The sequence below is a fragment of the Chryseolinea serpens genome (assembly GCF_900129725.1).
Classification (GTDB): Bacteria; Bacteroidota; Bacteroidia; order Cytophagales; family Cyclobacteriaceae; genus Chryseolinea; species Chryseolinea serpens.
The window spans coordinates 216050-230240 of record NZ_FQWQ01000002.1; the positions used below are offsets into that span (position 1 = coordinate 216050).

General features: G+C 52.4%; 10 protein-coding genes. 4 read left to right on the forward strand and 6 right to left on the reverse strand.

The genetic code is table 11. The features are described from left to right. Positions 1–204: 204 nt before the first annotated feature. On the reverse strand, positions 205–3618 hold the full coding sequence (locus tag BUB30_RS14870) for a two-component regulator propeller domain-containing protein (RefSeq protein WP_073135496.1): 3414 nt from the start codon (positions 3616–3618) through the stop codon (positions 205–207). Between the two features lie 246 nt (positions 3619–3864). Between BUB30_RS14870 and BUB30_RS14875 the strand changes: the two genes are divergently transcribed. Further along, a complete protein-coding gene (locus BUB30_RS14875; protein WP_073135498.1) occupies positions 3865–5352 on the forward strand; it encodes a serine hydrolase domain-containing protein in 1488 nt (495 codons plus the stop codon). 51 nt (positions 5353–5403) lie between these two features. On the opposite strand, the gene BUB30_RS14880 is transcribed toward BUB30_RS14875, so the two are convergent. Then, positions 5404–6801, reverse strand: coding sequence for a PQQ-dependent sugar dehydrogenase (locus tag BUB30_RS14880; protein ID WP_084138139.1), 1398 nt, complete (start codon positions 6799–6801; stop codon positions 5404–5406). 278 nt (positions 6802–7079) lie between these two features. Here BUB30_RS14880 and ric point away from each other — a divergent pair, with 278 nt between their 5' ends. The 3 genes from ric (at position 7080) to BUB30_RS14895 (ending at position 10422) form a co-directional block, all read left to right on the forward strand. Next, positions 7080–7820, forward strand: coding sequence for an iron-sulfur cluster repair di-iron protein (gene ric, locus BUB30_RS14885; protein WP_073135500.1), 741 nt, complete (start codon positions 7080–7082; stop codon positions 7818–7820). A 30-nt stretch (positions 7821–7850) separates the two neighbouring features. After that, the gene (locus tag BUB30_RS14890; protein WP_073135502.1) at positions 7851–9701 is read left to right on the forward strand and encodes a glycyl radical enzyme family protein; all 1851 of its coding nucleotides are present in this window, start codon (positions 7851–7853) and stop codon (positions 9699–9701) included. Positions 9702–9774: 73 nt separating this feature from the next. After that, on the forward strand, positions 9775–10422 hold the full coding sequence (locus BUB30_RS14895; RefSeq protein WP_084138140.1) for a Crp/Fnr family transcriptional regulator: 648 nt from the start codon (positions 9775–9777) through the stop codon (positions 10420–10422). Between the two features lie 110 nt (positions 10423–10532). Here the strand turns inward: BUB30_RS14895 and BUB30_RS14900 are convergent, their stop codons facing one another. The 4 genes from BUB30_RS14900 to BUB30_RS14915 all read right to left on the reverse strand — a co-directional run bounded on the left by BUB30_RS14900 (position 10533) and on the right by BUB30_RS14915 (position 14191). Further along, positions 10533–12326, reverse strand: coding sequence for a hypothetical protein (locus BUB30_RS14900; RefSeq protein WP_073135504.1), 1794 nt, complete (start codon positions 12324–12326; stop codon positions 10533–10535). 60 nt (positions 12327–12386) lie between these two features. Beyond that, positions 12387–12758 carry a group III truncated hemoglobin gene (locus tag BUB30_RS14905; protein WP_073137250.1) on the reverse strand — a complete coding sequence of 124 codons (372 nt, stop codon included), beginning with the start codon at positions 12756–12758 and terminating at the stop codon, positions 12387–12389. Between the two features lie 17 nt (positions 12759–12775). Further along, positions 12776–13330, reverse strand: a complete 555-nt coding sequence (locus tag BUB30_RS14910; protein WP_073135505.1) for a fasciclin domain-containing protein — start codon at positions 13328–13330, stop codon at positions 12776–12778. A gap of 93 nt (positions 13331–13423) precedes the next feature. Next, positions 13424–14191: an ABC transporter permease subunit gene (locus BUB30_RS14915; protein WP_073135507.1), complete on the reverse strand. Its 768-nt coding sequence runs from the start codon at positions 14189–14191 to the stop codon at positions 13424–13426.

Here is a 14191-nt window from a genome sequence, read left to right on the forward strand (position 1 = left end):
CAACAACCGTTGTGGGGTATGGTTTGATGTGGGTGGATGATTGTTGAGGTAGATATCAAATCCGATTTTGTTCGGTGGTGAAGAATGCCAACGAAGGTGGGGCGGGCTTGGGGTGGGGATAGTGTCGAAGGGGTGGCGAAAGCTGGTTGGTGATTTTATGTGGCTCCCCTAAAACTTGTTGGTGAAGAACACCAACAAGGGCGGTTAGACGCCGGATGGGAAGATCAGTTCGAAGCGGGTCCATTTGCCTTTTTCGGAGTCGACAAAGATCTCGCCGCTGAGGCGGTCGACGGTTTCTTTCACGATGTAGAGGCCGAGGCCGGAGCCCTGGGAGCGTTCGGTGGCGCGGTAGAACATTTCGAATACGCGGCTAAGATATTTTTTGTCGATGCCGATACCGTTGTCGGATACGTAGAGTTTCCAGCTGGTGTTCCCGTTTTCGAACTGGAGCTTCACCTCCTTTTGTGTCTTGGTGGGGTCGGCATATTTTATGGCATTGCTCACCAGGTTGGTGATGATGATCTTCAAGCGTTGCGCGTCGGTCATCACCGTCGCTGCGGGATCGATGACGATGACAAAGTCGATCGTGTCGAATTCCTTCATGTAGCGCAGGTCGTTGACGATCTCTTCCACCACCTCGCGGAGGTTGAGGGGTTCGGTGATCAGCTCCGCTTTGGAATTGCGGGAGAACTGGATCATGCTCTTGATCACATCGTCCAGCTTCTTGATGCTGGCTTCCATGTAGTCGAGGTAGCGCGTGTGTTCTTCGTTGCCGGGGTTTACCTGGCGGGAGAGGTTGATCAGCCCCATCACCGATTTGAGCGGGGCGATCAAGTCGTGGGAGGCACTGTACACAAAAGCGTCGAGTTCGTAGATGGTCTTGTTCAGTTGGCGGATGGTGTTGTCCAGCGATTGCGTGCGTTCCTGTACGAGCCGCTCGAGTCCCCGGTTCAGTTCGGCCATTTGGCGCTGGGTTTCCGTCAGGATCTCGTTTTGTGCGGTAATCTCTTCGCGTTGGGAAGCCATCTCTTCGTGGCGCTGGGTCAGCTCTTCATTCTGGGCGGCGAGCTCGTCGTTCTGATCTTTGATTTCCCTGCTTTGCTCCTTCACCAGCGACTCCAGTCTCCCCTTCTGACGGATCAGGGCATTGGTCCTCAGCCGGAAAAAAATCACGGTCACCAAGGCGAGGAACAACGCCAGCGTGACCCTTGCCGTCGTGGTCTTGTACCACGGGGGCAGGATCACGATCTCGATAACTTTCTCCGGCCCCCAGGTCTGTTCATTAAAGGATGCGCGCAGCACAAACCGGAACGTGCCGGGCTGCAGGCTGGTGAAGGAAACCGTGTGATCCTTGCCGGCCTTTTGCCAGGTGGCCAGCAAATTCTCCAACTTGTATTCATATTTGATCTGCGATGGCGAAACAAAATGAAGGGCCGAAAAGCGGAAGCTGATCGACCGGGAGTCATTATACGGAAGGGTGATCTTGTCCAGCGCAGTAATGCTCTTGGGCAGCAGGGGATCGCCGGGTTTGATGGACTTGTTGAAGACCCGGAAATCGGTCAACGCGATGTTGAGATCATAGAAGTCCGGGGTCAACGTAATGGGAGTGAAAATATTGAAACCCTTTGTTCCGCCAAACATCAGGTCACCGTTCCGAAGACGGTAGGAAGCATTTCGCTTGAACGTATTTCCCTGCACACCATAGTTCTCATCGAACTTGAGAAAGATCCCCTTCCGGGTGTCGTAGTGGCTCAGGCCGGCGTTGGTGGACATCCACATGTCGTCCCCTGCACCGGGCTGGATGGCCAGAACGAAATTGTTGGGCAGGTTCTCGTGTTCGCTGATGATGGAAAATTTTTGTGTGGTGCCATCGAACATGCAAAGCCCATCGCCGTAGGTGCCGATCCAAAGGCGGTGATGTTGATCCTCACAGAGCGAGATGACACGGACATCTTTTATTTCCTGGTCGCCATCGGTGATGACCGGGAACCGCGCCACCTGGTCGGTTTTGTAATTATACCGCATCAGTTCACCAAAGATGCCGACCCAGATCGTTCCATCGGCCATCACTTGAATCGCGCGAACCGTCCGGTTGATCTCAAACAACGGCGCCATATTGTCCCCGGTCTTTTGGTGGTAGTTCAAAAATTTTCGTGTTGCCGGATCAAACCGGTTCAGGCCGTTGTCGGTGCCCACCCACACATAGCCCAAGGAGTCCTCCGCGATGGTCCAGGCCGAATTCTCGGACAAGCTTTCCGTATCCTCAGGATCGTTGCGATAGCGTGTGATACGTCTGTTCTTATCGATATAGATCAACCCCTGTCGATAAAGCCCAACCCAAACCCCGCCATAACGGTCGGGACAAAGTGCGAGAATGACTTCGGTATATCCCGTAGAAAACAAGCGGCCAAACGGATGGACCTGGCCATGCTCCAGGTAGCTCAGTCCATCGGCTGTGCCGATCCATATCCTTCCCGTTTTTTCTTCCGCGAAGGCCGTGATGGAGGGGTGCTTTGGCAGCGTACCATTTCCGGTGGTCTGTTCGAATAACCTGAAACGGAGGGGCAGCGCGGCGTAATAATTCACGCCGCCGTCGTAGGTGCCGATCCAGGCACCGCCCACCGGCGGAATGTACACGGCGCGCAGTGTGTTGTCGTTAAGGCTGTGGCTGTCGGTTTCGGAGCGTGTAAAATTTCTGAACGCCCCCGTGCGCGGCGAGTACACCACCAGTCCGGCGCCGTCGGTGCCCACCCACACCTGGCCATCCTTGTCCACGGCCAGCGCCCAAATGCCCCGGTTTCGCGTACCCAGGTTGAATGTGGTGGACTGTACGGAAGTTTCGTCATAGCCAAAGCGTTGCAAGCCTTCGTCTCTCGTACCCAACCACAGGCAGTCCTTGTCCGCGTAGAGTGTTCTGATCTCTTGGTCAACCGCAGGTGTCGTAGTGGCGTCGTAGGTGGTCACGGCATCGTGCGCAATGTCATAGATTTTGAGTCCATGACCCAGCGTTCCTACATACGCTTTGTCGCCGTGCACTTTGATCGACCATGCCATAATTTCTTTTAAGCCCGGGTGGTTCACCGTGTGCAAGGTGCTGGTGTTGATATCGTAGTAACTGATCCCACCAAAACCGTAAGCGATCCAGATCCGGTTCCGGGCATAGTCGACGTCGAGACTGGCATAGGTGCCCGGATCGATGTTTAAGGGGACAAGACCAAATTGCTCCGTGGCGTGATTGTAGTAGTTCAAACCACCCGATGTGCCGATCCATAAATTGCCGGTCACTGTGTCTTCGACCAGGGTGTAAACAACGCTATGGCTGATCGATGTGCTGTCCAGGGGATCGTGGCGGAAGATCCTGAATTCGTTGCCGTCATAACGATTGAGCCCGTCTTCGGTAGCAATCCACACAAAACCCAGTTTATCGCTCACAATGGCGTTCACCGTTGTCTGCGACAATCCTTCCTCCACCGAAAGGTGTTTAAAGAGGAGTTGATCGGGCAATGAGAGGGTGGCCGTGTCGTTCTGGGCGTACACCGCGGTGTTGGAACCATACAGGAGACAACCCAACGCGATCAGGCCACTCCACACTATAGACTTGTACGGGAAGACACCCATGCAGAAAGGTTAGGCCGTAAAAATGTTTCCCTGCGACCCGACTATTCTAAGATAACAAGAAAAAAGAAAATAAGATATATTGAACTTCCGACGGACAGCCCACGATCCCTGCCGCCACTCGTCACGGCGATGACTTCCCCGCTGAAATGCGGGCGCATCCGGCCATCCGTCTGTAAAAACGACCAGCCTAAACCGGCTAGGAATCGTATCTTTAAATATCCCGTCGAACCTTAACTCCATACCCTCATGAAAAACATCACCTTGCCCCTTCTCCTCTTTCTCGTATTTGCCGGATGTACCACGCCTGAACACAAAACGGAAGAGGCGACGCCGGAGTCGCTCGGAATTTCGTCACAGGCCATTTTGAATTTCATTGAAGCCGCCGAAAAAGAACGAAAAGATGAGTTGCATAGCTTCGTGCTTCTGCGCCACGGACAAATCGCCGCACAAGGCTGGTGGAATCCCTTCAACCCCGACAGTCCGCACATGCTTTTCTCGCTGAGCAAGAGCTTCACCTCTACCGCCATCGGCATGGCCCAGGCCGAAGGTTTGCTGAATATCAATGACAAGGTAACTTCATTTTTCCCCGACGAAACACCCAAGGATCCCTCGAAGAATCTGCAGGCCATGCGCATCCGCGACCTGTTGACGATGAACACCGGACACAACGATGATGCTACCGGCCGGATGCAGCAAGACAGTGCCAACTGGGTAAGGGGATTTCTATCGCTGCCCGTCGAACACAAGCCCGGCACCCACTTTGTTTACAACAGCGCGGCAACGTATATGCTTTCCGCCATCATCCAAAAGACCAGCAACAAAACACTCCTCGAATACCTCACCCCCAGACTCTTCGAACCCCTGGGCATCGAGCACGCGACGTGGGACAGCTCTCCCTCGGGAATCAATATCGGGGGTTGGGGCTTAAAGGTCCGCACAAAAGACATCGCTCAATTGGGACAACTCTATCTCCAAAAAGGAATGTGGAATGGAAAGCAACTGATCCCCGCGGAATGGGTAGAGGAAGCCACAAAAAAACAAACATCCAACGGCAGCAATCCCGATAGCGACTGGGAACAAGGCTATGGCTACCAGTTCTGGCGGTGTCGTCACGATCTCTTTCGCGGCGATGGCGCTTTCGGACAGTATTGCATCGTGTTTCCCAAGCAGGATGCCGTGTTGGCCATCACTTCCGGCACAGCCGACATGGGTGCCATCATGAACCTGGTGTGGGACCACCTGTTGCCCGCACTGAGTGACAAGCCCGTAGCGGAAAACAAGGACGCTTATGCCGCCCTGCAAACAAAACTAAAGAGCCTGAATCTATCCACCATCAAAGGAGAGTCTACTTCTCCAAAGATGGAGACCGTTTCCAACGAGCCCTACACGCTTCAACCCAATCAAGATGGCATTGCCAGCATGGCGTTCCAACTGAAGACCGGTGACCCTACGCTGACGTTTACGACAAAAGGAAAAACCTTCAACATCCCCTTTGGAAATGGTGCGCTGAAAAATGGTCTGTACTATGCCCCTCCCGGTGGAGACACCCCCGCGGCATCCAGCGGCGCCTGGATCTCTCCCGATACACTGCGGGTGCGTACCTATTTTTATGAAACACCCTTCTACTTTACGAATGATATTGTGTTTGATAAAAAAGACGTCACGGTCATCCGCACCAGCAACGTAAACCTCGGTCCGTCTACCAAAGTAGAATTGAAGGGAACACAGAAATAGTACATACCGGACAAGGGGTGTGATGCGCTCTGAATGCGGGTTGCGAAAGCATTATTTCACGACCAGGCTATCGGCGGCTTCGGGCACTTTGAGATAGGTCCTTGATTTTCTTTTTTCCATGCCGGCCCGTTGGGCGTCGCCGAATGTTGTGGCGTCGCCCGTGAACACGATGCGCCAGATCTTGCCTTTTTTTGAATCCGACACATACAAAGAACCGTCGGGCCCCTCGGCCAGGCCTACGGGACGGTAGCGGGCGTCGATCATATTTTTAACCGTATCCACCCCGGCAAAGCCATCGGCGAACACTTCCCATTTATCGGTTGGCTTTCCATTTTCAAAGGGAACAAATCCCACCGCATAGCCCGCCTGGGGATAAGGCGCGCGATTGATCGATCCATGGAAGGCGATGAAGGCACCTTTTTTATAGCGGGCGGGGAACTGATCGCCTTTGTAGAACAGCAAGTCGTTTGGAGCAAAATGGGCGGGCAGCCCCATGATCGGATCGGCATAGCCGGTGGCTTCCTTCACACCGTCGCCTCCATATTCCGGTGCTTTCATCCGCTTGTGTTTGAAGTGATCGTAGTAGCTGTAGGGCCACCCGTAGTTTTCACCTTCCTGGATTTTCATGAACTCTTCCGCGGGCAAGACAGCATTCTGCCAGGCGCTGAAGTATTGGGGGGCATGCCCGTGCAAATAATCCCGACCGTGTTGCACGGCATACAAGCTGTTATCCTCCTCGTTCCAGGAGATCGCCACCACACTTCTCAACCCCGTGGCAAATCGCAGACCCGAAGCTTGATCCTGTTCCAACTTATCTTCATCAAATTTCCAGATGCCTCCCATGTCGATGAGTTGTCGGCATGGGTATTGGCCTTTCACGTTGGCCACGGCTGGGCTCACCACGGTGTTCCAGTCTTCACAATTGTTTGTCGGGGCGCTGAGCGTGATGTACATGCCGCCTTTGTTGTCGAACGCCAGCGATTTAGCGTTGTGCCATTTGATGGGATAGTGGTCGATGAAGAGCACTTCGGGTTTGCCTTCGGGGAGCAGTTGGTTGGGAATCAGTTTTTGGCGATACACCATGCGCTCCGAACTATAATACAGATAGCCTTTGTGGATGCGCATTTCGGTTGCAAAACTTCCATCGTTGGGGTAGTCGCCAAAGCGTTGAAAAATGTCTGCGCGACCGTCGGCGTTCGTATCCTGTAGGGCGATGTTGCCAAGCTCGCCTGTGCTGATGCTCAGCTTTACATAAATATCGCCGTTGTCCCGAATGGCCAGATGCCTGGAAGGTCCCACGCTGTCGGCTACTACCAATGCTCCGAATCCTTCGGGCAAAAACAGACCACCATTGTCGGCGTCTGTTTTGGGAATGACAAATGTCTTTTTATTCTGACAGCCTGTTGAGCATGCTAACACGGCAAGGATGAGGACGTATCGGATCCGCATGAGTTTCTATTTTTTGAATCTAGGCATCTTTCATTCGCAATACAACGAACAGCAAGATAGGTTGAAATTCGAATCGCCTCGGATCCTTGAAGAAAAAACTTCAAAGCAGGGGAACGGGGCAAGTCGTATGGATAAGCCTGTACTACGGTCGACCGAAACCTGCGTTTAGGCCTAGCCCTTACGAGTCCGTTCCTGTCCGAATATGTGATCCTATGACCCAGGTCATAAACACCGTCGTCAGGTATCCCTGAAATTTGAATAAACAAAATAAAAAGCATATGACACAAGTAGAAGAACAATTCGACATGCATACAGCCTCCGTCGCCGACATCGCGCTGACCTTTCCAAATTCGCTTGAAATTTTGAACCGCTATAACCTCGACTACTGTTGTGGCGGAAAAAAATCTTTTGTCCAGGTCTGCGCACGAGCCGGGCTGAACGCGGAATCGATCTGGCAGGAAATACAATTATGTGTGGCCAACCAGGGCCCGGACAGTCGGATGCGTTTCGACACCTGGGAGGCGCCGCTCCTGATCGATTTCATTGTGCAGCACCACCACCATTACGTCCGCGATTCCATTCCCCAGATCCAGGCCCTGCTGGATAAAGTTTGTCATGCGCACGGCGATGATAGCCCGTTTTTACTGACGGTCAGTGATGAATTCAATACGCTGGCCGCGGAACTGCTCCATCATATGCCCAAGGAAGAAGAGGTCTTGTTCCCCGCCATCCGCATGCTCTTTGCCAACAGCACTTCAGCATTCGAAACCAACATCAAAAACAGACAGCTTATGGCTCCCATTACGATCATGGAAGACGAGCATGAAATTGCGGGCCGTCTCATCAAATCCATTCGCTCGCTGACCAATCACTATACGCCACCGGCCTATGCCTGCCCTTCGTTTAAAATGACCTACATCATGCTGCAGCAATTCGACAACGATCTGATGCAACACATTCACCTGGAGAACAACATCCTGTTTCCCAAGGTCACCGGGGCGAACGCGTGCGCACGCTAATGGATTGTTAACTTCTAAACCTTTCACCCTTTGGAACTGAATCAACAAATCCTGAGCAACCTGATCGTTTATATGAAATATGCCCGCTATCTGCCCGAGCTTCACCGGCGCGAATCGTGGGAAGAGATCTGCCAGCGCTACGAGAACATGATGGTGGAAAAGTATCCGCACTTGCGTGCCGAGATCGTTCACTGGATGGCCTATGTGTACGAACGAAAGGTGTTGCCCTCCATGCGCGCCATGCAATTTGCCGGGGCGGCGATTGCGCGAAATCACAGTCGCATTTATAACTGCGCCTACCTCCCGGTGGATGATATTCGGGCATTCCCGGAAACTTTGTTTTTGCTCCTGGGTGGGACGGGTGTTGGATATTCTGTGCAATATCATCATGTTGAAAAGCTGCCCGCGATCCAAAAAGCTGATAAGACCAAAAAATTTCTGATTGGCGACAGTCTCGAAGGGTGGGCGGATGCGGTGAAAGTATTGCTCAAAGGATATTTTGGACTCAGTTCGTTCTTGCCGGAGTTTGACTATTCAGACATTCGCCCCAAGGGCGCGAGATTGGTAACCGCCGGCGGAAAGGCGCCCGGGGCCGAACCGTTGAAACTTTGCATCGCCCATGTTCAGGCGATCCTGGATCGAAAAGCGGACGGCGAAAAACTCAGTCCCTTGGAATGTCACGACATCCTGTGTCACCTGGCCAACGCGGTGTTGGCAGGGGGCATCAGGCGGTCGGCGATGATCGCCCTCTTTTCCGCCGACGATGAGGAGATGCTCACCTGCAAATATGGTGCGTGGTGGGAATTGAATGAGCAGCGGGGCCGCGCCAATAATTCCGCGGTCCTGTCGCGTGAAACGACCACCCGAACCCAATTCTTCGACCTCTGGAAAAAGATCGAGTTGTCGGGATCCGGCGAGCCCGGTTTTTATTTCACCAACGACCTGGACTGGGGCACCAATCCCTGTTGCGAGATCGCGTTGCGTCCGTTTCAATTTTGTAATCTCTGCGAGGTCAATGTCTCCGATGTGAGCAGCCAGGAGGACTTGAATGATCGCGCCCGGGCGGCCGCATTCCTGGGGACGTTGCAAGCCGGGTTCACCGACTTTCACTATCTGCGCGAGCAATGGAAGACCACGACGATGCAAGATGCCCTCATCGGTGTCGGCATGACCGGCATCGCGAGCCAGCGGATCGACCAATTTGATTTGTCGGAGATGGCCGACGTTTCCAAGCATATGAACATGATTACCTCGGCAAAGATCAACATCGAGTTTGCCGCCCGTTGCACCACCATCAAACCTTCCGGGACCACGTCGCTCGTACTCGGGACATCGTCCGGGATCCACGCCTGGCATAGCGACTATTACCTTCGCAGGGTGCGCATCGGAAAAAATGAGGCGCTGTATTCCTTTCTCCACCACCACCACCCTGAATTATTGGAAGACGACTTGCTCAACAGTCAACAGGCCATCCTTTGCATCCCGCAGAGGGCACCCGAAGGAAGCATCCTCCGGAATGAAGACGTCATGGACATTCTGGGACGGATCAAAAAATTCCACACCGAATGGATCCGCAGCGGTTTTCGAAGGGGCAATAACGGCAACAACGTGTCGGCAACCGTTTCCATTTCTGCGGGAGACTGGCAGCGCGTGGGCGCTTGGATGTGGGAGAACAAAGCTTCGTACAATGGGCTGAGCGTACTTCCCTTTGACAACGGGAACTATAAGCAAGCGCCTTTCGAAGATATCGGCGAGGAACAATTCATGCTCCGGGAGAAAAGCCTTCGGGTCATCGACCTTTCCCAGGTGACGGAGTTCGATGATGAAACGGATCACAAAGCCGAGGCGGCGTGTGCCGGAGGGGCTTGTGCCCTAGTATAATTTCAGGTTTACAGGGTTAGGCTGGCGGGTGACTGCCGGCCTATTTTTTATTTACTTTAAACTGATTTTCGTCATGACCTATCCCATCGATTTGTCCCATCTTTTAGAAAAAAAGAAAAGAAAGGTGATCCCCGTTCAACTCTTCGAGAAGTACAAAGCGCGCCTGGTGAATGTCAAAAAAAACCAGGTCCTCTTTGAGGAAGGTGACCCCGCCCGGGATTTTTTCCAGGTCGAACAAGGTCAGGTAAAGATGTACATCATCAACCCGGAGGGCCAGGAGTTCACGCAGGGCATCTTCCACGCCGGTGAAAGTTTTGGAGAGCCGGCGCTGTTGGGTGACTTCCCTTATCCCAGCAACGCCATGGCTATGGAGCCCGGAAAGGTCTGGAGATTGCCAAAGCCCGAATTTCTTCAACTCTTAAAAGAGAACTTCGACGTTCACCTCCGGCTGGACCAGGTGCTCTGCAAACGCCTTCAATATAAAACGATGATCCTGACCGAGGTTTCCTCCTACGACCCGGAACACCGTTTGATGACGTTGCTGAAGTATTTCAAATCCAAGCTCGTCAAAAAGACGGCCACCGATAAAGTCATCATTCCCTTCACGCGGCAGCAACTTGCCGACATGACGGGGCTGCGGGTCGAAACGGTTATTCGTTCCATCAAGAAAATGGAACGCGATGCCAGGCTGCAGTTGGACGGCCATAAGATCAGATTCTAGCGGGATCCATACGCAAGTTCCCGAATCCCGCCCTGCGTATTCGCGATCGCTGCACAGGCAGGCTTTTTTACTTTTCTACTGGAAGATGGCAACATCAGGAGCCAGGTCACTCACTCCTTGTATTGCCCGGTGATCGCAACGGAAATATCCTTGATCTCCTTCTCTATCTCGTCCAGGCGATCATTAAATTCCTCTCCTTTTTTGATGTCGCCGGCAAGGGCGTGATAATATTCTATACCCAGCAACAACTGCCTGGAGAAATCAAGAATATCCTTCGCCGACCTGGGCTCATCTTTTTTCAATGCGCTCAATTGCTCCTTCATGTAGGCGACGTTCAATGTCAATTCTTTGATAAACATGTGGGGCCTCTCCTGGCCATCCAGAATGTTTGTTCTGCCATAGATGTGGTCGGTCATTTCCTGCAGGGTTACGATTTTATCGAAGTAGGCAATGTTTGGGCCTGGACATGTGGTTACCGCCGTGAGCCCTTTAACGGGTGGCAATTGATATTCCCGTATCGCCGAGTTACTGAGGCCAATGCAAAGACATTCCTTGCTGACCACCTCGCGATACTGCTTTTCGTATTCCTCCACCGAAAGCTCCAGTGATTTTAACTGTTCGATTTTCAGTTTTTGATACTTATGGGACGCCGTACAGATGGGCTCTTTGGTGAACTCGGTATTGGACACCAGGAATTTTTCGGTGCAGGGGCTTCCCGGTTTCCCGTTGGCGATCCGGGACATTTTTTCTTTTTCTGAGCTCGTCCCTTTCAGGTAGTTAAAGCGCACACCCAGGGGGGAATTCTTGCTCAGGATCACGTCGTCTGCTTTGGCTTTGGCAAGCTGTTGCAGCGTGTCGGCATCGACCGTTGTGGCTTCCGGGCACAACAGAAAGGGCGTTCCCCAACCAACACTTTCAATGTCGTAGGTCTCCCGTAAAAACTCGGCCTCTTCATGCGTCCCCACTCCGCCCTGGACCGTGATCTTTAATGGATGGGGTTGTGTGAAGGTGAGCCCGGTCCTTTTTTCGGCCACGGGTTTATACAAATGGAACAAGGCCTGCGCAAGTTCCTCCCGTTTTGTTTTGAATTCTTCGAGTATGGGGCCCATCAAACTACCGTCCGTAGCGAACGCATGGCCTCCGCAGTTGAGACCCGATTCGATGCGGAACTCGCTTACCCAGACGCCTTTCTTGGCCAGGAATTTTCCCTGGATCAGCGCAGAACGATAGTCGCTTACTTTGATGACAACTTTCTTGTTGAACACCCCAAACCCCTTGGCATCGAACTCCGGCAATCGTTCCAGGTAACTGAAAAGCCGGGGGTTCATACCGGCCGAAAATACGATGGACGAATTTGTCAACACACTATTCGCATACCCCCGCAGCGCCGTGACGGCATCGGAAGAATCCTGCACCACCTTACCACCGCTCCCCGGATTATCGCGGTCAACTTTTGTCATGATGTTCACGTCGATGGCACCCGCGACGATCTGTGTTCTCAGATAATTTTGCATCGCCTTCCTGGCTGGTCCATCGGCCACGAGCATCTGTTCATAGGCCTTCCGCAATGCACTTTTGGAAGGAAGCATTTCCATATACTTGGAGATCTCCGACCCTTTCTCAAAAGCCGAAGCCTTGAGCTTCTCCATTTGCTCCTGCACAATTCTATGGACCAGGTTCAGATAGTCTGTGATCCGCCTGGCCCGGTAGTCTTCTTGCTTGGTGGTGATGGGCTCATAGACCTCCCTGCGCTCCTTGTAGTAGTGGGCTCGCATAAGCTCCACCAATTTATCCTCGATGATGGATATGGTGGAAGCAATCCCATAGCGCGCCACTTTAATGGGAGAATCGATCGTGAAGGCCAGGCCCATGACGGGAATATGAAATTGATGTACGGGAGTCATGATTTTCAATTTTAGGCAAGCAACAAATAACCCGCCGGTGATCGGGTGACAAAGATCATTTCAGGACGTTTCTTTCATCAGGTTCATTCTGTGTTGAAACACTCCGGCTATCTGCTGCGCGCGTTTTTTTATCTCTTCGGCCTTTTCTCCCCTGAAATTTCCGTCGACGATGTCCATAAAAATTTTTATCCAGGTGTTGAAGTGCTGCCTTTCGAGGGGAAGACCGACATGCTTCTGGAAGGGATTGCCCCTGTAACTCTGTTCCCCCAGCATCATGGAAGACCAAAAGTTATACATGGTCGGCAAATGCCTGGCCCACTCCACATGCGCAAACTGTGGTGCGAGCAACGGATCTTCCCGCACCGTTTCGTAGAACCGGTCGACCAGCATTTCAATGTCCTTCCTGTCAACAATATCGTTGCGTTGTGTCATGATATGGTTTTGGTTTTTCATTTTGCCGGAGGGAGCAACACCTCGTCGATGACATAAATAACGCCGTTCGTGGTGGGGACAACCCCCAGAACATGCGCGCCGTTGACGGTCACATTGTCGCCCGTCTTGCCCAGTTTCACATCACTTCCGTTGACCTGGTTCAGCTTCATGCCATCGTGGATCATGTTCTCGCGGATCACGCCGACATAGACATGATACTCGAGGATGTCGCGGAGCTTTTCTTTGTTCTCGGGTTTGACGAGGTCTTCAACGGTCCCCGCCGGAAGTTTTGCGAATGCCGCATCGGTTGGTGCAAAGACGGTGAAGGGTCCTGCATTGGAGAGCGCATCAACATACGCTGCCGCTTTCAAGGCGGCCACCAGGGTTTTATGCTCTGCAGAAGCCGTCGCTACCTGGACAATGTTTCTTTGAGACTCATCGTCCCGCACGGACGATTGGCCGTTGTCGGTCGCGGGTTCTGCGATTGAAGCGGTCTTGGTTTCTGTTTGCTTACCCGGCGTACAGGCCGCGCACGCTACCAGGATGGACATGGCGAAATAAACAGTTTTCATAGATTCAATTTTTTATACGGCAAGATCATACCAGCACCGGGATCCGGCATATGATTGCAATCATATCGAAACATGATTGTTGCCGTCTACGCGCTACAGATCTTTCCGGGAAAAGATCCGCATGGCCAGCCAAAGGGGAAGCGCGATCCAAACCAGGAGAATGGACGACGAAAAGAGCAGCCCCATGTGGCTCCCAAAAAACGATTTGTAAAAAGCGCCCGTGTATCCCATCAAGGCCGAGATGTCCAATTGCAACAACATGATGATGCGCGCCAGGTCCACGGGATTGAACGCAATGAGTGTTAAGGTGATCTTTTCCAGCGGGTAATCGCAGAAGGTGTATACCACCCAAAGCAACAATCCATCATAGATCAGCGAAAAATAAAACCAAAAAAGCAGGGCAATACCGATCGCTTTGGCTTTGTCGCGGGTCAACACCGAGGAGAGAAAGGCGAGCGCCACAAAAACGAGGGTGAGCATCACGCCGGTAAACAGCAGTGTGAACACACTGGAATCGGCGCCGAAAAGTAACGATGGAATACCAATCCCGGCAACATAGGCCCCGCAAAGCGAGGTGGCCACCGAAATGTATTCACTGAAGAAAATGACGCGGCGGTTAACCGGCTGGGCCAGCATCAATTCAATAAATTCATAGGAATTAAAAAAATGTATCGTCGTAAACACAACGCTGATCAGCGGAACCACCATCAGGACAACATTCAGTAAACTCAACACGACCTTACCGGGGTCGCTGTCGATCTGAAACATGGCAAACGTGCTGACCAGCAAGAACAACGTATACAACAAGATAAAGCGCGTGCGAAGCAGGTCGTAGAAAATGTATTTGATAACGCGTGTCAT

Bases quoted from the DNA above. Each gene is read 5' to 3' on its own strand.
- BUB30_RS14870 (WP_073135496.1), bottom strand. From the start codon at position 3,618: ATGGGTGTCTTCCCGTACAAGTCTATAGTGTGGAGTGGCCTGATCGCG.
- BUB30_RS14875 (WP_073135498.1), top strand. From the start codon at position 3,865: ATGAAAAACATCACCTTGCCCCTTCTCCTCTTTCTCGTATTTGCCGGA.
- BUB30_RS14880 (WP_084138139.1), bottom strand. From the start codon at position 6,801: ATGCGGATCCGATACGTCCTCATCCTTGCCGTGTTAGCATGCTCAACA.
- ric (WP_073135500.1), top strand. From the start codon at position 7,080: ATGACACAAGTAGAAGAACAATTCGACATGCATACAGCCTCCGTCGCC.
- BUB30_RS14895 (WP_084138140.1), top strand. From the start codon at position 9,775: ATGACCTATCCCATCGATTTGTCCCATCTTTTAGAAAAAAAGAAAAGA.
- BUB30_RS14900 (WP_073135504.1), bottom strand. From the start codon at position 12,326: ATGACTCCCGTACATCAATTTCATATTCCCGTCATGGGCCTGGCCTTC.
- BUB30_RS14905 (WP_073137250.1), bottom strand. From the start codon at position 12,758: ATGACACAACGCAACGATATTGTTGACAGGAAGGACATTGAAATGCTG.
- BUB30_RS14910 (WP_073135505.1), bottom strand. From the start codon at position 13,330: ATGAAAACTGTTTATTTCGCCATGTCCATCCTGGTAGCGTGCGCGGCC.
- BUB30_RS14915 (WP_073135507.1), bottom strand. From the start codon at position 14,191: ATGACACGCGTTATCAAATACATTTTCTACGACCTGCTTCGCACGCGC.